Below are 24,268 nucleotides of genomic sequence, written 5' to 3'. Positions count from 1 at the left end.
ACAGCCTTCCTCAGGCGCGCGCCGGGCCCGGGCAACCGATGACCGGTGACCCGCTCAGCGAGTACGCGGGCCGCCGGTGACCCATCACCGACGGCCCGCGCCAGTCCCGGCGGTGGCCGTGCGGCCCACCGAACAGCGCTTGCGCCGTAACGGCGGCAATGCACAGCCGGTCAGGCACCTCGTAGGAGCCAGCGAGGCTAGGTTCCCTGCGAGGGCGTCCCGCAGGGCGACGGGGCCCGTACCGCGTCCGGGCCCTCGCCGGCGGACATCTCCCGCACCACGGTGCCCGCCTTCGCCGAGTGCCCGGGGACACGTTTGCCGCCGCTGCCCAGCTCCAGCGGCACCCTCAGACCGGGCCAGCCGACGAGTTTCATAGCCTGCGTGGCGACGACCGGTGTCCGGCCGCCGGGGGCGTGATCGACGTAACCCACGGTGTCGCCCTTCTCGACGACCGTGGCCGTGGTGAGGCCCTTGTGCGCCGCCTCGAACAAGCCACGGCTGCACATGTACATCGCCAGCCTGAACTTCTCGCGCAGTGTGCCCGCGTTCGCACCCCCATCACCATGCCGATGACGCGTCGCTCCTCGCCGTCCACGACGGCGTCGGCGGTCCAGAGCAGATTGGCGCCGGCTGGGGCGAGGAACCGGTCTTGACGCCAATCACCCCGGCAGGGTGAGGTTCGCACGAGGCTTTTCACGCCTGTCGCCTTTTGATGCCAGCTATCTGTGAGGGAAGCACAGCCGCTGCCCGAACTCGTGACGGCCGGACCACGACCCGACGGTCTATACGCGAACGCGCCGTGGTGGAGCGTGCCGCGCTGGAGGGAGTGGTGGGCGCCTGTGTCGAGTTCGCATCAAAGGTGACAACCCATCAGAACGGGCGTCAGCCGAGCGTCAAGACCGTCGGCCACCATCCATGCCGAGAGGGAATCGGAACTCAACCGTCATCCTCATTCCCCCTAACGAAACCCCATGTCAGACGGGAGGGTTCCGAGCGTATGGCGCCCTTCACCTGGTGGGGGTCGGGAAAAAGGTCGAGCACACCCGGCCGCGCCTGAGCGACCTAGGAAAACTCCAGGTCAGAGCCCCTTTGCCGTCGGTTCAAGAATCGCCACACACTCCACATGCGAGGTCATCGGAAACAGGTCGAACGCCCGCAGTGTGCGCGGCTTGTAGCCGCCCTCGCGGAAGTACGCCAGGTCGCGCGCCAGCGCCGCCGGGTCGCAGGCGACATACGCGATGCGCCGTGCGCCCAGGCCCGCCAGGTGCTTCACCGTCTGCTTGCCCGCCCCCGCGCGCGGCGGGTCGAGCACGATCAGGTCCGTCTCGGTGATCCCCGTGCGCGGCAGGACCTGTTCGACCTTGCCGTGCTCGATGCGTACCCGCTCCAGGTCCTGGAGGTTGTGCCGGGCGTCCTCGACCGCGCGCTTGGTGGACTCGATGCCGAGCACCCCGCCGCCCTCTCCGATCCGTTCCGCGATCGCGCCCGCGAACAGGCCCACACCGCAGTACAGATCGAGCGCCGACTCGCCCTTGCGCGGCATCAGGCCCTGCATCACGGCCTTGACCAGGATGTCCGCGGCCTGCGGGTGCACCTGCCAGAAGCCGCCCATGCCGACGCGGTACGTACGCTCGTCGGCGCGCTCCCGTACGAAGGCGCGGCCGTGCACCCGGTGCACTCCGCCGTCCCGCTCCTCCACGCGCAACACCGAGACCGGCTTGTCCAGTTCGACCAGCGGCAGCCGGCCGCCCGGGCGCGGGGTGAGGATGACCTGGCGGTCGTTGGATCCGGTCGCCGCGATCGCCTCGACCGAGGCCATCTGCGACCAGTCCTGCTTCTCGATGCCGAGCTCGGTGACCCCCGGGGCGGCGATCATGCAGTGGTCGATCGGCTGGACGTCGTGCGAGCGGTGCTTGCGCAGCCCCGCGCGGCCCTCCGTGTCGATCGCGTACTGCACGCGCGTGCGCCAGGCCGGCACCTCGCCCTTCGGCAGCTTGTCGCCCTCAGCGGGCACGACCGTGCCGTCCCAGCCGGCCTCCTCGGGGGTGAGGCCCGCGAGCCGCTGCAGCTGCTCGGCGATCACCTCGCCCTTGAGCCGCCGCTGGGCGCCCGGCTTGGCGTGCTGCCAGTCGCAGCCGCCGCAGTTGCCGGGTCCGGAGTACGGGCACGGGGCCTCGACGCGGTCCTTGGACGCCTCGATGATCCGTACGGCGTCGGCGCGCAGGAAGCGGGAGTCCTCCTCGCCCTCGGTGATCCGGGCGACGATCTTCTCGCCGGGCAGCGTGTGCCGTACGAACAGCACCCGCCCCTCCTCGGTGCGGGCGATGCAGTGGCCGCCGTGCGCTACGGGGCCGACCTCGACCTCGTACTCCTCCCCGACCAGCGAAGACTCAGGTGCGTTCTGCATGGTGGGGTGACTCCAGAAGATCAAAGGAAAAACGGCCGGACAACAACCCACCACTCTACGTGGGTGCTGCCCGGCCGCTCACCACAAGAACGCGGGAGCGTCAGCCAACGCGGGAGCCTCAGCCCTTGCCGCTCGGCTCCTTGGCACGCTGGTCCACGGGCCCGCGCCGGACCGAGCCCGGCGCGTTCCAGTCCTGGCGCTTCCTCGCCCGCTTCTTCGCGACCTCCGAGGACTCCAGCTGGTACGGCACCGAGGTCACCATCACCCCGGGGGTGAACAGCAGCCGCCCCTTGAGGCGCAGCGCGCTCTGGTTGTGCAGCAGATGCTCGTACCAGTGACCCACCACGTACTCGGGGATGATGACGCTGACCACGTCCCGCGGGCTCTCGCGCCGCAGCCCCTTGACGTACTCGATGACCGGCCGGGTGATCTCGCGGTACGGGGAGTCGAGGATCTTCAGCGGCACATTGATGCCGCGCCGCTCCCACTCCTCCTTGAGCGCCTTGGTCTCGGCCGGGTCGACGTTGATGCTGACGGCTTCGAGCTTGTCGGAGCGCATCAGCTTGGCGTACGCGAGGGCGCGCAGCGTCGGCTTGTGGATCTTGGAGACCAGGACGATGGAGTGCACGCGCGACGGGCGCACATAGTCGTCGGGGCGCTCCTCCGCGGCGGCGATCTCCTCGGCGACGCGGTCGTAGTGCTTACGGATCGCGGTCATCGTTCCGTAGAAGATCACCATGCCCAGCAGCGCCACCCACGCGCCGTGCGTGAACTTCGTCGCGAGTACGACGACGAGCACCAGGCCGGTGAAGAAGGCGCCGAAGGTGTTGATCGCCCGGGAGCGGATCATGTGGCGGCGCTTGGCCGGGTCCTTCTCGGTCCTCAGATGGCGGTTCCAGTGCCGCACCATGCCGGTCTGGCTGAGGGTGAAGGAGACGAAGACGCCGACGATGTAGAGCTGGATCAGCTTGGTCGAGTCGGCGCCGTAGACCCAGACCAGGAGGATGGCCGCCCCTGCCAGCAGCACAATGCCGTTGGAGAAGGCCAGCCGGTCGCCGCGGGTGTGCAGCTGCCGCGGCAGATAGCGGTCCTGGGCGAGGATCGAGCCGAGCAGCGGGAAGCCGTTGTACGCGGTGTTGGCGGCCAGGAACAGCACCAGCGCGGTCGCCGCCGCGAGCACCACGAAGAAGAACGTCCCGTCGCCGAAGACCGCGGCCGCGACCTGGGAGATCACCGGGTTCTGGACATAGTCGTCGCCGACCGGGGTGCCGTTTCGCAGCAGGTCGTGCGCGGGTGTCTCGGCCATCTTCACGTCGGTGGCCATGGCCAGGCCGATGATGCCGCAGAACATGGTGACGGCCAGGCCGCCCATGAACAGCAGGGTGGTCGCGGCGTTCTTGCTCTTCGGCTTGCGGAAGGCGGGGACGCCATTGCTGATCGCCTCGACGCCGGTGAGCGCGGCGCAGCCGGAGGAGAAGGCCCGCAGCAGCAGGAAGACCAGCGCGAAGCCGGCCAGGCCCTGCTGCTCGGCCTTGATCTCGAAGTCGGCGGTCGGGGCCTTCATGGTGTCGTCGAGCACGATCCCCTTGAAGGCACCCCAGGCGATCATGACGAATACGCCGGCGACGAAGACGTACGTCGGGATCGCGAAGAGCTTGCCCGACTCCTTCACGCCACGCAGGTTCATCAGGGTCAGCAGGATGATGATGGCGACGGCGCAGAGAACCTTGTTCTCGACGACGAAGGGGACCGCGGAGCCGAGGTTCTCCACCCCGGAGGAGATCGAGACGGCCACCGTGAGGACGTAGTCCACGAGGAGGGCGCTGGCGACGGTGAGACCGGCCCTGGGCCCGAGGTTGGTGTTGGCGACCTCGTAGTCGCCGCCGCCGCTCGGGTAGGCGTGCACGTTCTGCCGGTAGGAGGCGACGACGGTGAACATCAGCACCACGACGGCGACCGCGATCCACGGGCTGAAGTGGTAGGCCGACACACCCGCGATGGAGAGCACCAGAAGGACTTCGCCCGGTGCGTACGCCACCGAGGACAGCGGGTCGGAGGCGAAGACGGGAAGGGCGATGCGCTTCGGGAGGAGCGTTTCCCCCAGCTTGTCGCTGCGCAGCGCCCTGCCGATCAGGATCCGTTTGGGCAGGTCGGTCAGTTTGGACACGCAGAGGATCGTAAGCGTTCCGTATGGGTCAGGCCCACCCAGCACCCCCCTCCTTTGCGGAATCTCCCGCTCCATGCGCGCGAGGGGTCCCTGGGCGGACCGCGCGTGTGTAGCTTGGGCCGCGGTCTGAGACCCTGACCCTGTTAAGTCCTGCCGCGCAGGACCTAAGCCTGAGCAAAGACCATTGACAGCCGGAAGGACGGTCGTGCACATCGTCATCATGGGATGCGGGCGAGTGGGAGCAGCTCTCGCGCAGACCCTGGAGCAGCAGGGGCACACGGTCGCCGTTGTCGACCAGGACCCCACGGCCTTCCGCCGCTTGGGCTCCGGGTTCGGTGGCCGCCGCGTGACCGGAGTCGGGTTCGACCAGGACACGCTGCGCGAGGCTGGGATCGAGGAAGCCGGCGCCTTCGCCGCTGTCAGCAGCGGCGACAACTCCAACATCATCGCCGCCCGGGTGGCACGCGAGATGTTCGGCATCGAGAACGTCGCGGCCCGTATCTACGACCCGCGCCGTGCGGAGGTGTACCAGCGCCTGGGAATCCCGACCGTCGCCACGGTCCGCTGGACCGCGGACCAGATGCTGCGGCGGCTGCTGCCGTCCGGCGCCGAGCCGCTGTGGCGCGACCCGAGCGGCGGGGTGCAGCTCGCCGAGGTGCACACCTCGGCCTCCTGGATCGGCCACAAGGTCAGCACGCTGCAGGAGGAGACGGGCGTGCGCGTCGCGTTCCTCACCCGGCTGGGCGAAGCGATTCTGCCGTCGTCGCAGACGGTGCTGCAGGAGGGCGACCTCGTCCACGTGATGATGCGTACGGACGAGATCGAGAAGGTCGAGGCGGCCTTCGCCGAGGGCCCTGAGGAGGGCGGTCACTGATGCGGGTCGCTATTGCGGGCGCGGGCGCGGTGGGCCGTTCCATCGCGGGCGAGCTCCTGGAGAACGGGCACGAGGTGCTCCTGATCGACAAGGCGCCGACCGCCATTTCGGTGGAGCGGGTGCCGCAGGCGGAGTGGCTGCTGGCCGACGCCTGCGAGATCACCTCGCTGGACGAGGCCGCACTGCAGCGGTGCAACGTCGTGATCGCGGCGACCGGTGACGACAAGGTCAATCTGGTCGTCTCGCTGCTGGCGAAGACCGAGTACGGGGTGCCCCGGGTGGTCGCCCGGGTCAACAACCCCAAGAACGAGTGGCTGTTCAACGAGTCCTGGGGCGTCGATGTCGCGGTGTCCACACCGCGTCTGATGTCGGCGCTGGTGGAGGAGGCGGTGAGCGTCGGCGATCTCGTACGGCTGCTGCGCTTCAGCCACGGCGACGCGAACCTGGTCGAGCTCACGCTGCCCCCGGAGTCGGCACTGGCCGGCACCCAGGTCAGCGATGTGGCCTGGCCGGAGGACACCTCCCTGGTCACGATCATCCGCGGCTCGCGGGTGCTGACGCCGGGCGACGAGGAGACGCTGGAGGCGGGCGACGAGCTGCTGTTCGTGGCTGCGCAGGCGCGCGAGGAGCAGCTGGAGGACCTGCTGTCGGTCCGCCGCGAGGACGCGACGAGCTGAGTTCCGCCGGTCATACGCCGATGGGGCGCCCGGAGTGATCCGGGCGCCCCATCGGCGTATGCGCAAGCAGAGCTACGGCTTGCGGTGCTTGGCCGGGCCGTCCGCGACGCTCTGGACGGTCTCGTCGACCAGAGGCTCCATCGCCTCCCCGAACCGCTCCGCGGTGCGCTCGCGCTCCTTCTCGGCCTGCTCCTGCGCCTCCATCTCCGCGAAGACGTCGATCGGCGCCGGTGCCTTCGCCAGGAAGACCCACGTCAGATACACCGCGAGCAGGAACGGCGGGATCTTCAGCGCCACCAGCACCCAGCCGAGCTGGGCCGTGTCCGCCCACCAGTAGAGCGGGAAGAGGATCGCGCACTTGGCGAGCAGGATCAGGCCCCACGCCCAACTCGCTTTGGCGTACGCCTTCTTCCTGCCGGGGTTACGGGTCCGCCAGGAGAGGTTCTCCTTGAAGACCGGGCCGAGGATCAGGCCGATCAGCGGGACGCCCGCGATCGTCGTCGCGATGTACGCCACGGCCAGCCCGAGCGTGTAGAGCATGCCCGGCAGATAGAAGTCCTTCGCGTTGCCGGTCATCATCGCGAAGACCACACCGAAGGCCACGCCGAAGACGCCGCTGAAGGCGTGCTTGACGGTGTCCCGGCGGATCAGCCGCACCGCGACGAGCAGCAACGAGACCGCCAGGGCCGCGATGGCCGAGATATGGAGGTCCTTGTTGACCGTGAAGATCGACACGAAGAGCAGTCCGGGCAGGACCGTCTCCACCATGCCGCGCACGCCGCCGAAGGCCTCGAACAGCGCGGCCTCCGTAACGGCCTTCGCGTCGTTCTCCTGCTGCTTCTGGTCGTTCGTCGTGGTGGTCGGCTTGTCGAGAGACGTCACCGGCTACTCCTGTCCGAGCGGTCGGAGTTCGTATTTGGGGTTGAACAGCACCCGGCGGCCGTGGCTCATGGAGATCCGGCCCGAGGCGATGAGCCTGCGGCCCGGCTCTATGCCCACGATGGAACGGCGGCCGAGCCAGACGACGTCCAGCGGGGCCGTACCGTCGAAAAGCTCCGCCTCCAGCGCTGGCACTCCGGCCCGCGGACGCAGGGTGACCGTGCGCAAGGTACCAGTCACCCGGACTATCTGGCGGTCGCGGCATTCGGCGATGCGAGTACACCCCGAGGCCTGGGCGTCCTCCTGCAGCTCCTCGGACTCGAGGTCCTCCTGGGAGGTGGACAGCCGGTCGAGCATGCGGCGGAACCGGCCGGCGGGCTTCGCCGGCCGGTCGGCCTTCTCGGAACGGGGTACGGCACTCATACAGAAAGCGTACCGGCCACCGGAGTGCCGGTGCGGGGGCCGGGGGGTGTCAAACGGAGAACTCAGGAACGCTCGAAGCGGTATCCCATACCCGGCTCGGTGACGAAGTGCCTGGGGTGCGAGGGATCGGCCTCGAGCTTGCGGCGCAGCTGGGCCATGTAGACCCGCAGATAGTTGGTCTCTGTGCCGTACGAGGGGCCCCAGACCTCCTGGAGCAGCTGCTTCTGGCTGACCAGCCGGCCCGTGTTCCGTACGAGCACTTCCAGCAGATGCCACTCGGTCGGGGTCAGCCGGACATCGCGCCCGTCCCGGTGCACCTTCTTCGCCGCCAGGTCGACGGTGAAGCCCTCCGTCTCGACGGTGACGACATCGTCGTCACCGCTGCCGACCGGCTCGGCCCGGCGGACCGCGGCGCGCAGCCGGGCCAGCAGCTCGTCCATGCCGAAGGGCTTGGTGACGTAGTCGTCGGCGCCGGCGTCCAGCGCCTCGACCTTCTCGTCGGAGGTGTGGCGGGCGGACAGCACCAGGATCGGGACTCGGGTCCAGCCGCGCAGGCCCTTGATCACCTCGACGCCGTCCATGTCGGGCAGACCGAGGTCGAGGACGATGACGTCGGGGTGGCGTGCCGCGGCCAGCTGGAGCGCGGTCGCACCGTCGGGAGCCGCATCCACCTCGTACTTGCGCGCCTTCAGGTTGATCACGAGGGCGCGTACGATCTGCGGCTCGTCGTCGACCACGAGCACCCGGGTCATGGCGGGCCTGCCTTTCTGCACTGTCACTGTCGGCAGTGTCGCTGCCGACACTGCCACGGTCGCCCCGGTCATGAGGTGACCTGAGCGGAGAGATCGGGGCTGACCGGTGCGATCCCGGGCGCCGCCTTGAGGGTGAGGACCATGGTCATGCCACCTCCGGGGGTGTCCTCGGCGGTGAGTGTGCCGCCCATGGCCTCGACGAAGCCGCGGGCGACCGCGAGACCGAGTCCCACTCCGGCACCGCGTGGAGCGTCACCGTAGCGCTGGAACGGCTCGAAAATCCGCTCCTTCTCCTCATCCGGGACACCGGGTCCGCGGTCCGCGACCCGCACCTCGACACGGTCGCCGAGCGCGCTCGCTGCCACCGTGACGGGTGTGGCGTCGGGGCTGTACTTGACGGCGTTCTCCACGATGTTGGCGACGGCCCGCTCCAGCAGTCCCCGGTCGACGGCCACCATCGGCAGCGTCTCCGGGATGTCCAGCCCGACGCTCTCGGCGGGCACCCCGACGAGCGCCATCGGGACGACCTCGTCGAGGTCGGTCACCCGGATCAGCGGGGTGACGGTGCCGGTCTGCAGCCGCGACATGTCGAGGAGGTTGCCCACCAGATGGTCGAGTCGGTCGGCGCCGTCCTCGATGCCCTCCAGCAGTTCGGCCTCGTCCTCCTCGGACCAGGAGACATCGTCGGACCTGAGCGAGGAGACGGCGGCCTTGATGGCGGCGAGCGGGGTGCGCAGATCGTGGCTGACGGCGGCGAGCAGGGCCGTACGGATGCGGTTGCCCTCGGCGAGCCTGCGGGCCTCCTCCGCCTGCCCGACCAGACGCTGCCGGTCCAGCACGACCGCGGCCTGGGCGGCGAAGGCGGCCAGTACCCGGCGGTCCTCGGCGGGCAGTACGCGGCCCGACAGGGCCAGCGCCATATGGTCGCCGACCGGCATGTCCACGTCCGCGTCCTCGGGACGTACGACGGAGCTGGGGCCGACGCTGCCCGCGCAGGTCCAGGGGTCGACGTCGCTCACCCGCTCCAGCAGCGCCACCGACTCCATGCTGAAGGTCTCCCGCACCCGCTCCAGCAGCGCGTCCAGCGAGGTCTCACCGCGCAGCACGCTGCCGGCCAGGAAGGAGAGGATCTCGGACTCGGCGCGCAGCCGGGCCGCCTGGTGGGTACGGCGGGCCGCCAGGTCCACCACGGACGCGACCGCGACGGCCACGGACACGAAGATCACGATGGCGACGATGTTCTTGGGGTCGGAGATCGTGAGCTTGTGCAGCGGCGGAGTGAAGTAGTAGTTCAGCAGCAGCGAGCCGAAGGCGGCCGAGGCCAGTGCCGGGAGAAGTCCGCCGAGCAGTGCGGCCGTCACGGTCAGCGACAGGAACAGCAGCATGTCGTTGGCGAGACCGAGGTCCGCGTCGACGTTCGTCAGGAGCAGCGCCAGCGCCGCCGGTCCTGCGACGCCGACCAGCCAGCCCGCGATGATGCGGGAGCGGCCGAGCCGCGCGCCGCGTGCCACCGGCAGCCCGCGGCCCTTGCCGACCGCGTCGTGCGTGACGATGTGCACGTCGAGGTCGGGCCCGGAGTCACGGGCGACGGTCGCGCCGACGCCGGGTCCGAAGATGTACTGCCAGGCCTTGCGGCGGCTGGATCCGAGCACGATCTGGGTGGCGTTGACGCCGCGCGCGAACTCCAGCAGCGAGGACGGTACGTCGTCGCCGATGACGTGGTGGAAGGTGCCGCCGAGGTCCTCGACGAGGGTCCGCTGGACGGCCAGTTCCTTGGGCGAGGCGGAGGTCAGTCCGTCGCTGCGGGCGATGTAGACGGCGAGGATCTCACTGCCGGAGCCCTTGGCGGCCATCCGCGACGCACGGCGGATGAGGGTACGGCCCTCGGGGCCGCCGGTGAGGCCGACGACGATGCGCTCGCGGGCCTGCCAGGTGGAGCGGATGTCGTGCTCGCCGCGGTACTGCTGGAGGTATTCGTCGACCCGGTCGGCGACCCAGAGGAGGGCGAGCTCGCGCAGGGCGGTGAGGTTTCCGGGGCGGAAGTAGTTGGAGAGGGCCGCGTCGACCTTGTCCGACGTGTAGATGTTGCCGTGCGCCATCCGGCGACGGAGCGCCTGGGGTGACATGTCGACAAGCTCGATCTGGTCCGCCCGGCGGACGACCTCGTCGGGGACGGTCTCCCGCTGGCGTACGCCGGTGATCGACTCGACGACGTCGCCGAGTGACTCGAGGTGCTGGATGTTGACAGTGGATATGACGTCGATACCGGCCGCGAGCAGTTCCTCGACGTCCTGCCACCGCTTGGCGTTGCGCGAGCCGGGCACATTGGTGTGTGCCAGTTCGTCCACGAGAGCGACGGCGGGCTTGCGCTCGAGGACGGCGTCGACGTCCATCTCGGTGAAGACGGTGCCGCGGTACTCGATCTCACGGCGCTGGATCTGCTCCAGGCCGTGCAGCATCACCTCGGTGCGGGAGCGTCCGTGGTGCTCCACGAAGGCCACGACGCAATCGGTGCCACGCTCGACGCGCCGATGCGCCTCGGACAGCATCGAGTACGTTTTGCCGACGCCCGGCGCCGCGCCGAGATATATCCGTAGCCTGCCGCGTCCCATGGCCCCATTGTCTTTCAGAATCAGCTGCGTACGCTGCGTCGACCCTACGGCCAGAGATTCGGACAAATCGGACCGAAGGGGGCCCCTCTGCTGCGTATTGACGCGATTCTGATGCGGCCGGGGCCCTGCTGGGGCTCCGCCCCGGACCCCGCGCCTCAATCTCCGGCGAGGCTCGATCTGCCGGGCTCGGATACGTGGCCGTCGGTCAGGTCCAGGACCCGGTCCGCCAGGCCGAGCAGCTGGGCGTCATGGGTCGCCACCAGCGCCGTCACGCCCTCACCGCGTACCACCGCGCGCAGCAGCTCCATCACCGCGAGCCCGGTCTCCGCGTCCAGCTGCCCCGTCGGCTCGTCGGCGATCAGCAGCGCCGGCCTGTTGGCCAGCGCGCGGGCGACGGCGACGCGCTGCTGCTGGCCGCCGGAGAGCTCACCGGGGCGCTGTGCCGCGTGACCGGCGAGACCGACCAGGGCGAGCAGCAGCTCGACGCGCTCCTCGCGCTCGCCCGGGTCCGTCCTGCGCAGCCGCATCGGCACGCCGACATTCTCCGCGGCCGTCAGGATCGGGATCAGGCCGAATGACTGGAAGATGAAGCCGATCCGGTCGCGGCGGAGCTCGAGCAGCCCGTTCTCGCCGAGGCCGGAGAGGTCCGTGCCGTCCACGGTGACGCGGCCCTCGTCCGGCGAGTCGAGGCCGCCGACCAGGTTGAGGAGCGTCGTCTTTCCGGAGCCCGAGCGGCCCTTGAGCGCGACCAGTTCACCGCGCGGGATGTCGAAGGAGACGCCGCGCAGCGCGTGCACGGCCGAGGCCCCGGTCCCGTACGAGCGGTGCAGGTTCTGCACGCGCACCATGGGCCCGGCGGCCGGGTCCTCGGCAACGGCCGTCCCCGAGTGCGCGCTGGTGTCTTCGGTCATCTTCGGTCCCCCGTACGGAATCGGTCCGGGCTCAGTATGTGCAGGGGGCACCCGGCCCGGCAACGGCCCTCCCGCACGCGCACTCCCTCCCGCCTCCCGCCCGTGGGCGTACGACGAAGCGGCCCGCAATGGACTGGGACACCAGAACCACTGCGGGCCGCAGCCGAGTTGACGGAGATCAGCCCGTCACTCGATCAGCCGGTCCTCGATCAGCCCTTCGCAATGAGCTGCTTGAGTGCGATGTTGAGCTCGAGGACGTTCACCCGGGGTTCGCCGATGAAGCCGAGGGTACGGCCGTCGGTGTGCTCCTGGACGAGCTTCTCGACCTGCTTGACGTCGAGGTTGTTCTTCTCGGCGACCCGGTGGACCTGGATCTTGGCGTACGCCGGGGAGATCTGCGGGTCCAGGCCGGAGCCGGAGGAGGTGACGGCGTCGGCCGGCACGTCCGAGGGCTTCGGCGTGTAGTCGGCCGTGGTGTTGTCCGCGACGACGGCGTCCTGGGCCTCGACGACCCACTTGCAGAGGGTGCCTTCCTCCGCGTCCTTCGCGTCCTTCGGGCAGCGGCCGTCCTCGCCGACGCCGTTGTCGCCGGAGCGGTTGGTGGCGCCGGACAGGATCAGCGAGTACTGCGGGTTGACGCTGTTGCTGCCGAGGCCGTTGGACGGGCGCGGCTGGAACCACTTCAGGTCCGGGACCGCCGCCTCCTCCGCGTCGTCGGCGTTCTTCTTCGGGAGGTTGTACGTCTGCCCGATCAGCGAAGAGCCGACGACCTTGCCCTCGGACTTGACCTCGGAGCCGTTGGCCTTGTCGTTGAACAGGGCCTGCGCGACGCCGGTGATGGCGAGCGGGTAGATGACGCCGCAGATGACGGTCAGTACGAGGAGGGCACGGAGCCCGGCCCCGATCAACCGTGCAGTGCTGCCTACGGAGTTGTTCATCGTGAATCAGCCGATTCCGGGGATGAGGGAGATGAGCAGGTCGATGAGTTTGATGCCGATGAACGGGGCGACCAGTCCGCCCAGACCGTAGATCCCGAGGTTGCGCCGGAGCATCTTGTCCGCGCTCGTCGGCCGGTACCGGACGCCCTTCAGGGCGAGCGGCACCAGCGCGATGATGATCAGCGCGTTGAAGATGACCGCGGACAGGATGGCGGACTTGGGCGAGGACAGGTCCATGATGTTGAGCTTGTCCAGGCCCGGGTAGACCACCGCGAACATCGCCGGGATGATCGCGAAGTACTTCGCGACGTCGTTGGCGATCGAGAAGGTCGTCAGCGCGCCCCGGGTGATGAGGAGTTGCTTGCCGATCTCGACTATCTCGATGAGCTTGGTCGGGTTGGAGTCCAGGTCCACCATGTTCCCGGCCTCCTTGGCGGCCGAGGTACCGGTGTTCATGGCCACACCGACGTCCGCCTGGGCCAGCGCGGGCGCGTCGTTGGTACCGTCACCGGTCATCGCGACGAGCTTGCCACCGGCCTGCTCGCGCTTGATCAGCGCCATCTTGTCCTCGGGCGTGGCCTCGGCGAGGAAGTCGTCGACTCCGGCCTCGTCCGCGATCGCCTTGGCGGTCAGCGGGTTGTCACCCGTGATCATGACCGTCTTGATGCCCATGCGGCGCAGCTCGTCGAACCGCTCCCGCATGCCCTCCTTGACGACGTCCTTGAGGTGGATGACGCCCAGGACGCGGGCGCCCTTGTCGTCCTCGACGGCGACCAGCAGCGGCGTGCCGCCTGCCTGCGAGATCTTGTTGGCGGTCGTGTCCGCGTCCTCGGCCACCTGGCCACCGCGCTCGGTGACCCAGGAGACGACCGAGCCGGTCGCGCCCTTGCGGACCTTGCGGGCCTCGCCGTTCTCGGACAGGTCCACACCCGACATCCGGGTCTGGGCGGTGAAGGGCACCCACTCGGCCTGCGAGAGCTCACCCTGGTGGCGCTCGCGCAGGTTGTACTTCTCCTTGGCGAGGACCACGATCGAGCGGCCCTCGGGCGTCTCGTCGGCGAGCGAGGAGAGCTGCGCGGCATCCGCGAGCTCGCCCTCGGTGACGCCCTTGACCGGGACGAACTCGGCGGCCTGGCGGTTGCCGAGGGTGATGGTGCCGGTCTTGTCGAGCAGCAGCGTGGAGACGTCACCGGCGGCCTCGACCGCACGACCGGACATCGCGAGCACGTTGCGCTGCACGAGCCGGTCCATACCGGCGATGCCGATGGCGGAGAGGAGCGCGCCGATGGTGGTCGGGATCAGACACACCAGCAGAGCGGTCAGCACGACCATCGACTGCCTGGCGTCGGCGTAGATCGCGAACGGCTGCAGGGTGACGACCGCGAGCAGGAAGACGATCGTGAGGGACGCGAGAAGAATGTTCAGCGCGATCTCGTTGGGCGTCTTCTGGCGGGCGGCGCCCTCGACCAGGGCGATCATCCGGTCGATGAACGTCTCGCCCGGCTTGGTCGTGATCTTGATGACGATGCGGTCGGAGAGGACCTTCGTACCGCCGGTGACGGCACTGCGGTCGCCGCCGGACTCGCGGATGACCGGAGCGGACTCGCCGGTGATGGCCGACTCGTCCACCGACGCGACGCCCTCGACGACGTCACCGTCGCCGGGGATGACATCGCCCGCCTCACAGACGACCAGATCGCCGATGCGCAGCTCGGTGCCGGGCACCTGCTCCTCGGCCTTGCCGTTCAGACGCCGCGCGACGGTGTCGGTCTTGGCCTTGCGCAGGGTGTCGGCCTGCGCCTTGCCGCGGCCCTCGGCCACCGCCTCCGCCAGGTTGGCGAAGATGGTGGTCAGCCAGAGCCAGGCAGCAATCGCCCAGCCGAACCAGTCGGTCGGGTCCTTGATCGCGAAAATGGTGGTCAGCACGGAGCCGACCAGGACCACGAACATCACGGGGGACTTGACCATCACCCGCGGGTCGAGCTTCCTGACGGCGTCCGGGAAGGACTTGATCAGCTGCTTGGGGTCGAACAGACCCCCGCCGACCCGGCCGGGCTCGGTCTTGTGACCGGTGGGCACATCGCTGTGCGGCGCCCGGGTCGCAGTGGCGGTGGACATGGAGCCGGGCTCCTCTTGCTTCTTTACGTTGGTGGTCATGACGCCAGCCCTTCGGCGAGCGGACCCAGCGCCAGCGCCGGGAAGTAGGTCAGACCGGTGATGATCAGGATCGTTCCGACCAGCAGCCCGGTGAACAGGGGCTTCTCGGTGCGGAGCGTGCCCGCGGTGGCAGGGACCGGCTTCTGCTCGGCGAGCGAGCCCGCGAGCGCCAGGACGAACACCATCGGGAGGAAGCGGCCGAGCAGCATCGCGAGACCGATGGTGGTGTTGAACCACTGCGTGTCGGCGTTCAGACCCGCGAAGGCCGAGCCGTTGTTGTTGGCGCCCGAGGTGAAGGCGTACAGGATCTCCGAGAAGCCATGGGCACCCGAGTTGGTCATCGAGTCGCCCGGGGTCGGCAGAGCCATCGACGCGGCGGTGAAGCAGAGCACCAGCGCCGGGGTGATGAGGATGTAGCAGGCCGCCAGCTTGATCTCGCGGGTGCCGATCTTCTTGCCGAGGTACTCGGGCGTACGGCCGACCATCAGACCGGCGATGAACACCGCGATGATCGCCATGATCAGCATGCCGTAGATGCCGGAGCCGACACCACCGGGGGCGATCTCACCGAGCTGCATCCCCAGCATGGTGATGCCGCCGCCGAAGCCGGTGAAGGACGAGTGGAAGGAGTTGACCGCACCGGTCGAGGTGAGCGTGGTGGCCACCGCGAAGATCGACGAGCCGCCGACTCCGAAGCGGGTCTCCTTGCCCTCCATCGCACCGCTGGCGACGTCGAACGCCGGGGCGCCGTGGTGGAACTCGGTCCACATCATCAGCGCGGTGAACCCGATCCAGATGGTCACCATCGCGGCGAGGATCGCATATCCCTGCTTCAGCGAGCCGACCATCCGGCCGAAGGTGCGGGTCAGCGCGAAGGGGATGAGGAGGATCAGGAAGATCTCGAGGAGGTTCGAGATCGGGTTGGGGTTCTCGAAGGGATGGGCCGAGTTGGCGTTGAAGTAGCCGCCACCGTTGGTGCCGAGCTCCTTGATGGCCTCCTGGGAGGCGACGGCGCCGCCGTTCCACTGCTGCGTGCCGCCCGTGAACTGGCCGACCTCGTGGATGCCCGCGAAGTTCTGGATGGCGCCGCAGGCGACCAGCAGGATCGCCGCGATCACCGAGATCGGGATCAGGATGCGGACGGTGCCGCGGACCAGGTCCGCCCAGAAGTTGCCGAGCTCACCGGTGCGGGAGCGGGCGAAGCCCCGTACGAGAGCCACCGCGACGGCGATGCCGACGGCGGCGGAGACGAAGTTCTGCACCGCGAGGCCGCCGGTCTGTACGACGTGGCCCATGGCCTGCTCGCCGTAGTACGACTGCCAGTTGGTGTTCGACACGAACGACGCGGCGGTGTTGAACGCCTGGTCCGGGTCGATGGAGGAGAAGCCGAGCGAGCCGGGCAGACTGCCCTGGAGCCGCTGCAGCAGGTAGAGGAAGAGGACGCCCACGGCGGAGAAGGCGAGGACACCGCGCAGATAGGCGGGCCAGCGCATCTCTGCGGTGGGGTTGGCGCCGATGGCCTTGTATATCCACTTCTCGACACGCAGATGCTTCTTCGAGGAGTAGACGCCGGCCATGTAGTCGCCGAGCGGACGGTACGCCAGCGCGAGCGCGGCGATCAGCGCAAGCATCTGGAGCACACCAGCGAGGACGGGGCTCATATCTGTGCTCAGAACCTCTCCGGGTAAAGAAGGGCGAGGACGAGGTATCCAAGCAGGGCGACGGCCACGATCAGGCCGACGATGTTCTCGGCGGTCACAGCTTTGCCACCCCCTTGGCGATGAGAGCCACCAGCGCGAAGACCGCGACCGTGGTGACGACGAAGGCCACGTCGGCCATCGTGTGCTCCTAGATGAGGTTCGGATTCCTGGACCCCTTGAGGAAACCCCCTAATGGCCTGTTCCAGCCTCCCGTTGACGGCTCCCTTACGGCCATGGGCGCCCCCTTGACGACTCTCTTACGGGTGCGCCGCCAACCTGGCGCTGACCTGCGAAAAGGCCGGTGGCCCGTACTCCCTTCGGGGGAGTACGGGCCACCGGCCTCGTCGATTTTCGGTCGAGGTGTCAGCGCACCTCGGTGATCTCGGGTCCGCGCTGCAGCTGCCCCATGCCTCCGGAGAAGCGGGAGCCTTCCTGCTCCTCCTGCTGGACGCCCTCGGGCACCATCTGCGCGTCCTCCGGCAGCTTCAGGACGATCGGGTCACGCGGCGCCATCGGCCCGTCGCCGCGTACGACGACGGCGTCCCGGAAGATCTGCTCGAGCAGACCGGCGGCCTCGGGCTGCACCGCGCCCTGCCCGGAGATCACTCCGCGCAGGAACCACCGCGGCCCGTCGACGCCGATGAAGCGCACCAGCTGTACGCCGCCCGTGCCGTCGGGCAGCTGTACGGGCACCTGCGCCCGCAGCTCCCAGCCCAGCGGACCCTCGACCTCGTCGATGATGCCGCCCTGCTTGGTGATGCCTGAGGCGATCTCCTCGCGGACCTCGCCCCAGATGCCTTGCTTCTTGGGCGCCGCGAAGGCCTGCAGCTGTACGGCGCTGTCGCGCAGTACGACGGTGGCGGCGACGATCGCGTCACCGGCGACCTCGACGCGCAGCTCCATTCCCTCGACTCCGGGCACGAAAAGACCGCCCAGATCGACCCGGCCCTCGCCGGGCTTGGATACCTCGGAGACGTCCCAGGGGCCGTCGGGCCGGGGCGCCGGCGGAAGGTTCGCCCGGCGGGGCGCCCCCTCCTCGTCGGCGTACTCCGTGTCGCGCTCGTCGACGACCTGCTCGGCCTCGCCCGTTGCGTCCGCCGCGTCCTCGGCGGAACCACTCTTCTTGCGACGTCCGAACACGTCACTGTCCTTCCCGGTCGGATACGACCGAAGCGTATCGATTCCCACCCGTAGAGCCGTCCACAGCGGCATGACCGCCGGTGGACCCGAAGCCCCCCTCGGCCCGCGCCGAGCCGGGAAGCTCCGCCACCTCGTGGAAGCGCACCTTCTCGACCTGCTGGACGACCAGTTGGGCAATCCGGTCGAACCGATCGAACCGCACCGTCTCGCGCGGGTCGAGATTGACCACGATTACCTTGATCTCCCCACGGTACCCGGCATCCACCGTCCCCGGGGCATTCACGAGGGCCACTCCGCAGCGGGCTGCGAGACCGGAACGGGGGTGGACGAAGGCGGCGTACCCGTCGGGGAGAGCGATGGACACCCCGGTGGGCAGCACGACCCGCTCGCCAGGGGCGAGTTCGACGGCCTCGCAGGTCACCAGATCGGCTCCGGCGTCGCCGGGGTGCGCATACGTCGGGAGCGGTACTTCCGGGTCCACACGACGGATCAGGACATCGACAGGGTCACGCATCAGGGGTTCACCTCGAAGGCGCGGGCGCGCCTGATCTGATCGGGGTCGGACATGGCTGCCCTGATCTCCTCCGGGCGGCCGTTGTCGATGAAGTGGTCGACCTTGACCTCGATGAAGAGAGCGTCGGCACGTACCGCGACGGGCCCGTCCTGGCCGCCGATGCGGCCCACGGCGCTGGAGAAGATCTTGCGTCCGGCGACCGCGGTCACCTCGGCCTGCAGATGCAGCACGGTGTCCACGGGCACGGGTCGTACGAAGTCGGTCTCGAGCCGGCCGGTCACCGCGATCGTCCGCAGCAGCCAGTTCAGCGAGCCCAGCGTCTCGTCCAGGGCCGAGGCCAGCACACCGCCGTGCGCGAGACCCGGAGCGCCCTGGTGGGCGGGCTTGACGGTGAATTCCGCGGTGACCCGTACGCCTTCACCGGCGCGCGCCTCCAGGTGAAGCCCGTGGGGCTGTGCCTCGCCGCAGCCGAAACAGTGCTCGTAGTGCGCACCGAGGAGCTCTCCGGGGGCCGGGGCTTCGGGGTGCCGTACCGGCGGTACGGCGTCGGCCGGGGGGATCATCGCCGCAGCCCGGCCCGAGGGTCCGGGGGTCGCCCCCCGGGATTTCGCAGTGCTCACGGCGCAGACCTTACCCGCGCGGCTACCCGCTGGTCGCACCGTGCCAAGCTTGGCTTCATGCAGCCTTCCGCCCCGCACTACGAAGAACGTCTGACCGCTCCCCGTTCGTGGTGGCTGATCACCGCGCTGGTGGGTGTCGCGGGCGGTCTCATCATGCTGCCGATCGGTCCTTTGGCGATGCTCGGCGGCCTGATCGGCGCGGCCGCGGTCGCGGGCGTCGTGGTCAGTTCGTACGGGTCGGTCCGCATCCGCGTGGTGGCCGGCTCGCTGGTCGCGGGCGAGGCCCGGATCCCGCTGTCGGCGCTCGGCGAAGCCGAGGTGCTGGACGAGGAGGAAGCGCGCGCCTGGCGTTCGTACAAGGCCGACGCGCGGGCCTACATGCTGCTGCGCAGCTACATCCCGACAGCGCTGCGGATCGAGATCACGGACCCGGCCGACCCCACGCCCTACGTGTATGTGTCGACCCGGGACCCGAAGGCGCTGGCCGCCGCTGTGACGGCGGTGCGCGCGGCCTGACGGCCGTGACGGCTCAGGTCTCCAGCTCCCGGCGGGTGACCGTCGTGTCCAGGGGGCTCTTGGGCTGCTCCAGCGGCGGGAGCGCGGGCAGCGCGTCCCAGGGGATCTGTCTGCTGCGCAGGTCCTTGCGGATGCGGTCCGCGACCTTCTTGGTGTCACGGCGGTTCATCCACGCGCCGACGGTCGCGCCCACCATGAACGGAATCAGGTTCGGCAGATTGCGGACCATGCGCTTCATGATCTGCTGCCGCAGCTCGCGTTTGAGGTGACCGCCGAGTGCGGCGTCGACCGTCGCCGGCCTGGCGGCGTCGATCCCGCGCTCCTCCGACCAGGAGGCCAGATACGCGGTGCTGCGCTCCTTGAGGTTGCCGGGCGGTCGCAGTCCATAGACCTCGTGGAGCTCGGCGATGAGCTTCATCTCGATCGCGGCGACGGCGACGATCTCCGTGGCCAGCTCGGCCGGCATCGCCGGCGGTACGGGCAGCATCGCGGCAGCGCCGATGCCCGCACCCACCGTGGATGTGCCGATCGCCGCGCCCGCGACCAGCTTGTCAGCGAGCTGCTCGGGAGCGAGGCCGGGGAACTGCTTGCGCAGTTTCGCGAGATCGCGCACCGGGACGCGTGGTGCGTTCTCGATGATCCGGTCGGCGATGTAGGCGAGCCCCACTTTGGCGCTCTCGCCGCTCTTGCGTACGCCTTGCCTGACTGCGGCCAGGCGGGGGGTCCTCGTCGGGGGCCCCGCCTGATCCGCGGTTTCGAGTGCTTTCTGTCCTTCGAGTCCTTCGAGCGAGGCCGTCAGGCCCCGCTCGTCGTCTCCTGCGCCGTGGGGCAGGAGGGCGGCCGAGTGCTCGGCAGACGCCGTGGCGCCTTCTGCCGGGCCCGTACCGCCCTGATGTGCCTCCGGCGGCTTCTGACGCCGGAAGCGCCGTTTCCTGGACGGTGTCTCGCCTGCCACGGCCGACCGGACCTCAGTCGCAGTCGCGGCAGATCGGCTGACCGTTCTTCTCGCGCGCCAGCTGGCTGCGGTGGTGCACGAGGAAGCAGCTCATGCAGGTGAACTCGTCGGCCTGGCGGGGCAGCACGCGAACGGACAGTTCCTCGTTGGAAAGGTCCGCTCCGGGCAGCTCCAGGCCTTCAGCCTGCTCGAACTCGTCTACATCGACGGCCGAGGTGGTCTTGTCGTTCCGGCGGGCCTTCAGTTCCTCAAGGCTGTCCGAATCGACGTCGTCATCGGTCTTGCGTGGGGTGTCGTAGTCCGTTGCCATGTGCCTCTCCCCCTCTGGGTGTCTGCGGTGTCTCCAGCGCACGTAACGCGTGAGAGGCCGGACTTGTGCCCGACCCGAGGCGGAGATTTTGCCTCACATCAAGGTCTGTTACTCAATCGACACCCAACCGGAGCCCTCAAGAGTGCTCGGGTTGGATGGCGATCGGGACCGTACACGGTCCGAATGTCGCACTTCACGGGCGCCACCCCGTGTACTTCCCGTGATCTCGACCCCCGGAAACCCGGACTTTTACCGGCTTTCCGGTAAGAGTCTTGATCACAGAGAGTAGATGGCCAGAAATTCGCCCCTGTGATCGATGCCACACGGACCTCTCGGACACGGGTCCCGAAAATTCAGCGTAAAGCGAACGAAGCGAACTCGCCGAGTCGCGTCGATCAGCATCTCAGACAGGGAGGGTGACACGCATCACGAGCCCGCCTCCCTCGCGAGGCTCCGCGATGATACGGCCTCGGTGGGCCCTCGCGACCGAGCGGGCGATCGAAAGCCCCAGGCCGACACCCTTGTCGCTGCCGGTCCGCTCCTGGCGCAGCCGCCGGAAGGGCTCGAAGAGATTGTCGATCTCGTACGCGGGAACCACCGGCCCCGTGTTCTCGACGACCAGGACCGCCTCGCCCTGCTGGAGCTCGGTGGAGACATGCACCCACCCGCCTTCCGGGATGTTGTAGCGCACGGCGTTCTGCACCAGGTTCAGGGCGATGCGCTCCAGCAGGACGCCGTTGCCCTGTACGACGGCGGGCGCGCGCTCCCCGCGGATCTCCACGCCGTTGGCCTCCGCCTCGGCGCGGACCTGGTCGACCGCGCGGGTGGCGACCTCGGCCAGGTCCACCGGTTTGCGTTCGACGATCTGGTTGTCGCTGCGGGCGAGCAGCAGCAGGCCCTCGACCAGCTGCTCGCTGCGTTTGTTGGTGGCCAGGAGGGTCTTGCCGAGCTGCTGGAGCTCCGCGGGGACCCCGGGGTCGGAGAGGTGGACCTCCAGCAGCGTGCGGTTGATCGCGAGCGGTGTACGCAGCTCGTGCGAGGCGTTCGCGACGAACCGCTGCTGCGCGCTGAAGGCGCGCTCCAGCCGGTCCAGCATCTCGTCGAAGGTGTCCGCGAGCTCCTTGAGCTCGTCGTCCGGACCGTCCAGCTTGATCCGGCGGGTGAGGTCCGAGCCGGCCACCTGCCGGGCAGTGCGGGTGATCTTGCCGAGCGGCGAGAGCACTCGTCCTGCCATGGCGTAGCCGAAGGCGAAGGCGATGACGCTCAGGCCGAGCAGTGCGAAGAGGGAGCGGCGCAGCAGGTCGTCCAGGGCGTGCTGGCGCTGCTCGTTGACACAGGCGTTCATCGCCGCGTTGAACTGCTCGGGCGGCGCCTCGCTGGGGAAGTTGCAGATGTCGCTCTTCACACTGCCGTTCACGATCTTGAACGGCAGCTCGCTGCCGATGTGCAGCGCCTGCGCGGCCAGCAGATAGATGATCGACAGCAGCAGGATGCCGGCGATCAGGAACATCCCGCCGTAGAGCAGCGTCAGCCGTATCCGGATCGTGGGGCGCAGCAGGGGCCGCACGGGATCGCGCGGGTCCCAGGTGGGTTTCGGAGGTGCCTGCGGTGGCGCCGGGGCGGTGGCCATCCGGTCAGATCCGGTAGCCGGAGCCTGGCACGGTGACGATCACCGGCGGCTCGCCGAGCTTGCGGCGCAGGGTCATCACGGTCACACGCACCACATTGGTGAACGGGTCGGTGTTCTCGTCCCAGGCCTTCTCCAGGAGCTGCTCGGCCGAGACGACCGCGCCCTCGCTGCGCATCAGGACCTCCAGGACCGCGAACTCCTTGGGCGCGAGCTGGATCTCCTTGCCCTCGCGGAAGACTTCGCGTCGGTTGGGGTCGAGCTTGATGCCGGCGCGCTCCAGGACGGGCGGCAGGGGCACGGTCGTACGGCGGCCCAGGGCGCGGACCCGGGCGGTGAGCTCGGTGAAGGCGAAGGGCTTGGGGAGGTAGTCGTCCGCGCCGAGCTCGAGTCCCTCGACACGGTCGCTGACATCACCGGAGGCGGTCAGCATCAGTACCCGGGTCGGCATGCCCAGCTCGACGATCTTGCGGCAGACGTCGTCACCGTGGACCAGGGGGAGGTCGCGGTCCAGCACCACTACGTCGTAGTCGTTGACCCCGATACGCTCCAGGGCGGCTGCGCCGTCGTACACGACGTCGACGGCCATGGCCTCCCGGCGCAGTCCGGTGGCCACCGCATCGGCGAGCAGCTGCTCGTCCTCGACGACGAGTACGCGCACGTCGCTGTCCTTCCGCTGTGCCCGTCAGACGTGATCGGGCAGATGTGTGAGCACTGGCTGTGCGCATCCATCCTGCCTGTTACGCGCGTAAACCGGCTGTAAGGCGAAGCCGGTCGACAACCGCCGACCTGGGGCTGAAGGAATTCACCGGATTCTCGGGCCAGTTGAGGTTTCTCTGAGGGAGCCCCTGGGGAGGACGACTAAACACCCTAGATCACGCCCTGTAAGTGGCACGCCACGACCTGTTCCAGGGTTGATCACCCACCGTCGGCACACCCCCGTGCCACCGACCCACGACGAGGGGGCGCACCATGGACGCATTCACCGCAGGACTTCTGCAGCGCATAAAGGCCGCCGAGACCGACCTCACGCTGGCTCAAGAGGCGGGCGACGACTTCCTGGCGGATGTCGAGCAGGCCGAGCTGGACGACCTGCACCGCCTGGCCGCGGAGCACGGCGTGCACGTCAGCGCCGCGTAGCGCCGGACCGTACAGGTACCGGACCTGAGAAGGGCCCCGACGCCGCGGGACGGTGTCGGGGCCCTTCTGTTGTGGCTCGGTTCACGCGCATCTGTTGTGGCTCGGTTCACGCGCACGGCCGGGTGTCAGTCGTGCCAGGCGCCGAGCTCGTCCAGCAGGGACTGGAGCGGCGCGAATACGCCGGGGCTCGCCGCCACCGCCAGATCGCCGCTCGCCGGTTCGCCGGGGCGTCCGCCGGTCAGGGCGCCCGCCTCGCGGGCGATCAGATCGCCCGCGGCGAGGTCCCAGGGGCTGAGGCCGCGCTCGTAGTAGCCGTCCAGGCGGCCGGCGGCGACGTCGCACAGGTCGATGGCCGCCGAGCCGCTGCGGCGGATGTCGCGCAGGCGCGGGATGAGCCGCTGGGCGACGTCCGCCTGGTGGCTGCGTACGGTCGTGACGTAGTTGAAGCCGGTGGAGACCAGGGCCTGCTCCAGCGGGGCCGTGGGACGGCACTGGAGGGGCTTGTCGTCGGCGTACGCGCCGCCACCGAGCACCGCGCGGTAGGTCTCGCGGCGCATCGGGGCCGCCACCACCCCCACGACCGTCTCGCCGTCCCGCTCGGCGGCGATGGAGACCGCCCAGGTCGGCAGGCCATAGAGGTAGTTGACGGTGCCGTCGAGCGGGTCGATGACCCAGCGGACGCCGCTGGTGCCGACGGAGGAGGCGCCCTCCTCGCCGAGGAAACCGTCGTCGGGGCGGTGCTCGGCCAGGAAGCCGGTGATCAGCTTCTCCGCCGCGATGTCCATCTCGGTGACGACGTCGATGGGGCTGGACTTGGTCGCGGCGACGCCCAGGTCGGCGGGGCGGCCGTCGCGCAGCAGCTCCCCCGCACGGCGGGCGGCCTCCAGGGCGAGACCGAGGAGTTCGGACAGCAGCGGATCGGACACGGGAGCGTCGGTCACAGGGCTTC

General features: G+C 69.2%; 24 protein-coding genes. 4 read left to right on the top strand and 20 right to left on the bottom strand.

What is annotated here, in order from left to right:
- Positions 1-197 precede the first annotated feature (197 nt).
- The 3 genes from SLUN_RS29860 to SLUN_RS29850 all read right to left on the bottom strand — a co-directional run bounded on the left by SLUN_RS29860 (position 198) and on the right by SLUN_RS29850 (position 4,574).
- Positions 198-506, bottom strand: a complete 309-nt coding sequence (locus SLUN_RS29860) for a hypothetical protein (RefSeq protein ID WP_159100344.1) — start codon at positions 504-506, stop codon at positions 198-200.
- A gap of 572 nt (positions 507-1,078) precedes the next feature.
- Entirely contained in the window at positions 1,079-2,407 is a 1,329-nt protein-coding gene (locus SLUN_RS29855; RefSeq protein ID WP_108153070.1) for a class I SAM-dependent RNA methyltransferase, read from the bottom strand.
- A gap of 118 nt (positions 2,408-2,525) precedes the next feature.
- Positions 2,526-4,574 (bottom strand): APC family permease, encoded by a 2,049-nt coding sequence (locus SLUN_RS29850; RefSeq protein ID WP_108153069.1) that lies wholly within the window; start codon positions 4,572-4,574, stop codon positions 2,526-2,528.
- 205 nt (positions 4,575-4,779) lie between these two features.
- Here SLUN_RS29850 and SLUN_RS29845 point away from each other — a divergent pair, with 205 nt between their 5' ends.
- Both SLUN_RS29845 and SLUN_RS29840 read left to right on the top strand, forming a co-directional pair.
- On the top strand, positions 4,780-5,448 hold the full coding sequence (locus SLUN_RS29845; protein ID WP_108153068.1) for a potassium channel family protein: 669 nt from the start codon (positions 4,780-4,782) through the stop codon (positions 5,446-5,448).
- Positions 5,448-6,125 (top strand): potassium channel family protein, encoded by a 678-nt coding sequence (locus SLUN_RS29840; protein WP_108153067.1) that lies wholly within the window; start codon positions 5,448-5,450, stop codon positions 6,123-6,125. Before SLUN_RS29845 ends, SLUN_RS29840 begins: the two co-directional genes overlap by 1 nt.
- Before the next feature lie 72 nt (positions 6,126-6,197).
- Here the strand turns inward: SLUN_RS29840 and SLUN_RS29835 are convergent, their stop codons facing one another.
- From SLUN_RS29835 to SLUN_RS29780, 12 genes are all read right to left on the bottom strand, one after another.
- Positions 6,198-7,007, bottom strand: coding sequence for a DUF3159 domain-containing protein (locus SLUN_RS29835; protein WP_257153813.1), 810 nt, complete (start codon positions 7,005-7,007; stop codon positions 6,198-6,200).
- A 3-nt stretch (positions 7,008-7,010) separates the two neighbouring features.
- A complete protein-coding gene (locus SLUN_RS29830) occupies positions 7,011-7,427 on the bottom strand; it encodes an OB-fold nucleic acid binding domain-containing protein (RefSeq protein WP_170146619.1) in 417 nt (138 codons plus the stop codon).
- A 62-nt stretch (positions 7,428-7,489) separates the two neighbouring features.
- Positions 7,490-8,179 carry a response regulator gene (locus SLUN_RS29825; protein WP_108153066.1) on the bottom strand — a complete coding sequence of 230 codons (690 nt, stop codon included), beginning with the start codon at positions 8,177-8,179 and terminating at the stop codon, positions 7,490-7,492.
- 68 nt (positions 8,180-8,247) lie between these two features.
- Positions 8,248-10,791: an ATP-binding protein gene (locus SLUN_RS29820; protein ID WP_108153065.1), complete on the bottom strand. Its 2,544-nt coding sequence runs from the start codon at positions 10,789-10,791 to the stop codon at positions 8,248-8,250.
- 155 nt (positions 10,792-10,946) lie between these two features.
- On the bottom strand, positions 10,947-11,702 hold the full coding sequence (locus SLUN_RS29815) for an ABC transporter ATP-binding protein (protein ID WP_108153064.1): 756 nt from the start codon (positions 11,700-11,702) through the stop codon (positions 10,947-10,949).
- A gap of 209 nt (positions 11,703-11,911) precedes the next feature.
- Positions 11,912-12,640 carry a potassium-transporting ATPase subunit C gene (locus SLUN_RS29810; protein WP_108153063.1) on the bottom strand — a complete coding sequence of 243 codons (729 nt, stop codon included), beginning with the start codon at positions 12,638-12,640 and terminating at the stop codon, positions 11,912-11,914.
- A 6-nt stretch (positions 12,641-12,646) separates the two neighbouring features.
- Positions 12,647-14,797 carry a potassium-transporting ATPase subunit KdpB gene (gene kdpB, locus SLUN_RS29805; protein ID WP_108153062.1) on the bottom strand — a complete coding sequence of 717 codons (2,151 nt, stop codon included), beginning with the start codon at positions 14,795-14,797 and terminating at the stop codon, positions 12,647-12,649.
- On the bottom strand, positions 14,794-16,458 hold the full coding sequence (gene kdpA, locus SLUN_RS29800; RefSeq protein ID WP_108153061.1) for a potassium-transporting ATPase subunit KdpA: 1,665 nt from the start codon (positions 16,456-16,458) through the stop codon (positions 14,794-14,796). The genes kdpB and kdpA overlap by 4 nt, the downstream gene beginning before the upstream one ends.
- 8 nt (positions 16,459-16,466) lie before the next feature.
- The gene (gene kdpF / locus SLUN_RS29795; RefSeq protein ID WP_037701211.1) at positions 16,467-16,556 is read right to left on the bottom strand and encodes a K(+)-transporting ATPase subunit F; all 90 of its coding nucleotides are present in this window, start codon (positions 16,554-16,556) and stop codon (positions 16,467-16,469) included.
- A gap of 304 nt (positions 16,557-16,860) precedes the next feature.
- On the bottom strand, positions 16,861-17,637 hold the full coding sequence (locus SLUN_RS29790; protein WP_108153060.1) for a DUF3710 domain-containing protein: 777 nt from the start codon (positions 17,635-17,637) through the stop codon (positions 16,861-16,863).
- 1 nt (position 17,638) lies between these two features.
- Positions 17,639-18,151, bottom strand: a complete 513-nt coding sequence (gene dut / locus SLUN_RS29785) for a dUTP diphosphatase (RefSeq protein ID WP_108153059.1) — start codon at positions 18,149-18,151, stop codon at positions 17,639-17,641.
- Complete coding sequence (locus SLUN_RS29780) at positions 18,151-18,714, bottom strand: PaaI family thioesterase (RefSeq protein WP_108153058.1); 564 nt, start codon at positions 18,712-18,714, stop codon at positions 18,151-18,153. Before SLUN_RS29780 ends, dut begins: the two co-directional genes overlap by 1 nt.
- A 114-nt stretch (positions 18,715-18,828) precedes the next feature.
- Here SLUN_RS29780 and SLUN_RS29775 point away from each other — a divergent pair, with 114 nt between their 5' ends.
- Positions 18,829-19,287, top strand: coding sequence for a DUF3093 domain-containing protein (locus SLUN_RS29775; RefSeq protein ID WP_108153057.1), 459 nt, complete (start codon positions 18,829-18,831; stop codon positions 19,285-19,287).
- 13 nt (positions 19,288-19,300) lie between these two features.
- Here the strand turns inward: SLUN_RS29775 and SLUN_RS29770 are convergent, their stop codons facing one another.
- From SLUN_RS29770 to SLUN_RS29755, 4 genes are all read right to left on the bottom strand, one after another.
- Complete coding sequence (locus SLUN_RS29770) at positions 19,301-20,242, bottom strand: hypothetical protein (protein WP_108153056.1); 942 nt, start codon at positions 20,240-20,242, stop codon at positions 19,301-19,303.
- A 13-nt stretch (positions 20,243-20,255) separates the two neighbouring features.
- A complete protein-coding gene (locus SLUN_RS29765) occupies positions 20,256-20,552 on the bottom strand; it encodes a DUF4193 domain-containing protein (RefSeq protein WP_108153055.1) in 297 nt (98 codons plus the stop codon).
- A 403-nt stretch (positions 20,553-20,955) separates the two neighbouring features.
- Positions 20,956-22,182: a sensor histidine kinase gene (locus tag SLUN_RS29760; protein WP_108153054.1), complete on the bottom strand. Its 1,227-nt coding sequence runs from the start codon at positions 22,180-22,182 to the stop codon at positions 20,956-20,958.
- A gap of 4 nt (positions 22,183-22,186) precedes the next feature.
- Positions 22,187-22,840 carry a response regulator transcription factor gene (locus SLUN_RS29755; RefSeq protein ID WP_108153053.1) on the bottom strand — a complete coding sequence of 218 codons (654 nt, stop codon included), beginning with the start codon at positions 22,838-22,840 and terminating at the stop codon, positions 22,187-22,189.
- Positions 22,841-23,151: 311 nt separating this feature from the next.
- Between SLUN_RS29755 and SLUN_RS40135 the strand changes: the two genes are divergently transcribed.
- On the top strand, positions 23,152-23,319 hold the full coding sequence (locus SLUN_RS40135; RefSeq protein WP_170146618.1) for a hypothetical protein: 168 nt from the start codon (positions 23,152-23,154) through the stop codon (positions 23,317-23,319).
- Positions 23,320-23,444: 125 nt separating this feature from the next.
- Here the strand turns inward: SLUN_RS40135 and SLUN_RS29750 are convergent, their stop codons facing one another.
- Positions 23,445-24,245: an inositol monophosphatase family protein gene (locus tag SLUN_RS29750; protein ID WP_108155006.1), complete on the bottom strand. Its 801-nt coding sequence runs from the start codon at positions 24,243-24,245 to the stop codon at positions 23,445-23,447.
- Positions 24,246-24,268: the final 23 nt, after the last annotated feature.

This window comes from Streptomyces lunaelactis (assembly GCF_003054555.1).
Classification (GTDB): domain Bacteria; phylum Actinomycetota; class Actinomycetes; order Streptomycetales; family Streptomycetaceae; genus Streptomyces; species Streptomyces lunaelactis.
Note: the sequence above shows the minus strand (reverse complement) of the source record. Positions and strands in the feature narration are given on the sequence as shown.

Excerpts from the sequence above, each read along its gene's own strand:
- SLUN_RS29815 (WP_108153064.1), bottom strand. The coding sequence starts at position 11,702 with ATGACCGAAGACACCAGCGCGCACTCGGGGACGGCCGTTGCCGAGGAC.
- SLUN_RS29765 (WP_108153055.1), bottom strand. The coding sequence starts at position 20,552 with ATGGCAACGGACTACGACACCCCACGCAAGACCGATGACGACGTCGAT.
- SLUN_RS29830 (WP_170146619.1), bottom strand. The coding sequence starts at position 7,427 with ATGAGTGCCGTACCCCGTTCCGAGAAGGCCGACCGGCCGGCGAAGCCC.
- SLUN_RS40135 (WP_170146618.1), top strand. The coding sequence starts at position 23,152 with ATGGACGCATTCACCGCAGGACTTCTGCAGCGCATAAAGGCCGCCGAG.
- dut (WP_108153059.1), bottom strand. The coding sequence starts at position 18,151 with ATGCGTGACCCTGTCGATGTCCTGATCCGTCGTGTGGACCCGGAAGTA.
- SLUN_RS29820 (WP_108153065.1), bottom strand. The coding sequence starts at position 10,791 with ATGGGACGCGGCAGGCTACGGATATATCTCGGCGCGGCGCCGGGCGTC.
- SLUN_RS29825 (WP_108153066.1), bottom strand. The coding sequence starts at position 8,179 with ATGACCCGGGTGCTCGTGGTCGACGACGAGCCGCAGATCGTACGCGCC.
- SLUN_RS29775 (WP_108153057.1), top strand. The coding sequence starts at position 18,829 with ATGCAGCCTTCCGCCCCGCACTACGAAGAACGTCTGACCGCTCCCCGT.
- SLUN_RS29780 (WP_108153058.1), bottom strand. The coding sequence starts at position 18,714 with ATGATCCCCCCGGCCGACGCCGTACCGCCGGTACGGCACCCCGAAGCC.
- SLUN_RS29855 (WP_108153070.1), bottom strand. The coding sequence starts at position 2,407 with ATGCAGAACGCACCTGAGTCTTCGCTGGTCGGGGAGGAGTACGAGGTC.
- SLUN_RS29860 (WP_159100344.1), bottom strand. The coding sequence starts at position 506 with ATGTGCAGCCGTGGCTTGTTCGAGGCGGCGCACAAGGGCCTCACCACG.
- kdpA (WP_108153061.1), bottom strand. The coding sequence starts at position 16,458 with ATGAGCCCCGTCCTCGCTGGTGTGCTCCAGATGCTTGCGCTGATCGCC.
- kdpB (WP_108153062.1), bottom strand. The coding sequence starts at position 14,797 with ATGACCACCAACGTAAAGAAGCAAGAGGAGCCCGGCTCCATGTCCACC.
- SLUN_RS29840 (WP_108153067.1), top strand. The coding sequence starts at position 5,448 with ATGCGGGTCGCTATTGCGGGCGCGGGCGCGGTGGGCCGTTCCATCGCG.
- SLUN_RS29760 (WP_108153054.1), bottom strand. The coding sequence starts at position 22,182 with ATGGCCACCGCCCCGGCGCCACCGCAGGCACCTCCGAAACCCACCTGG.
- SLUN_RS29810 (WP_108153063.1), bottom strand. The coding sequence starts at position 12,640 with ATGAACAACTCCGTAGGCAGCACTGCACGGTTGATCGGGGCCGGGCTC.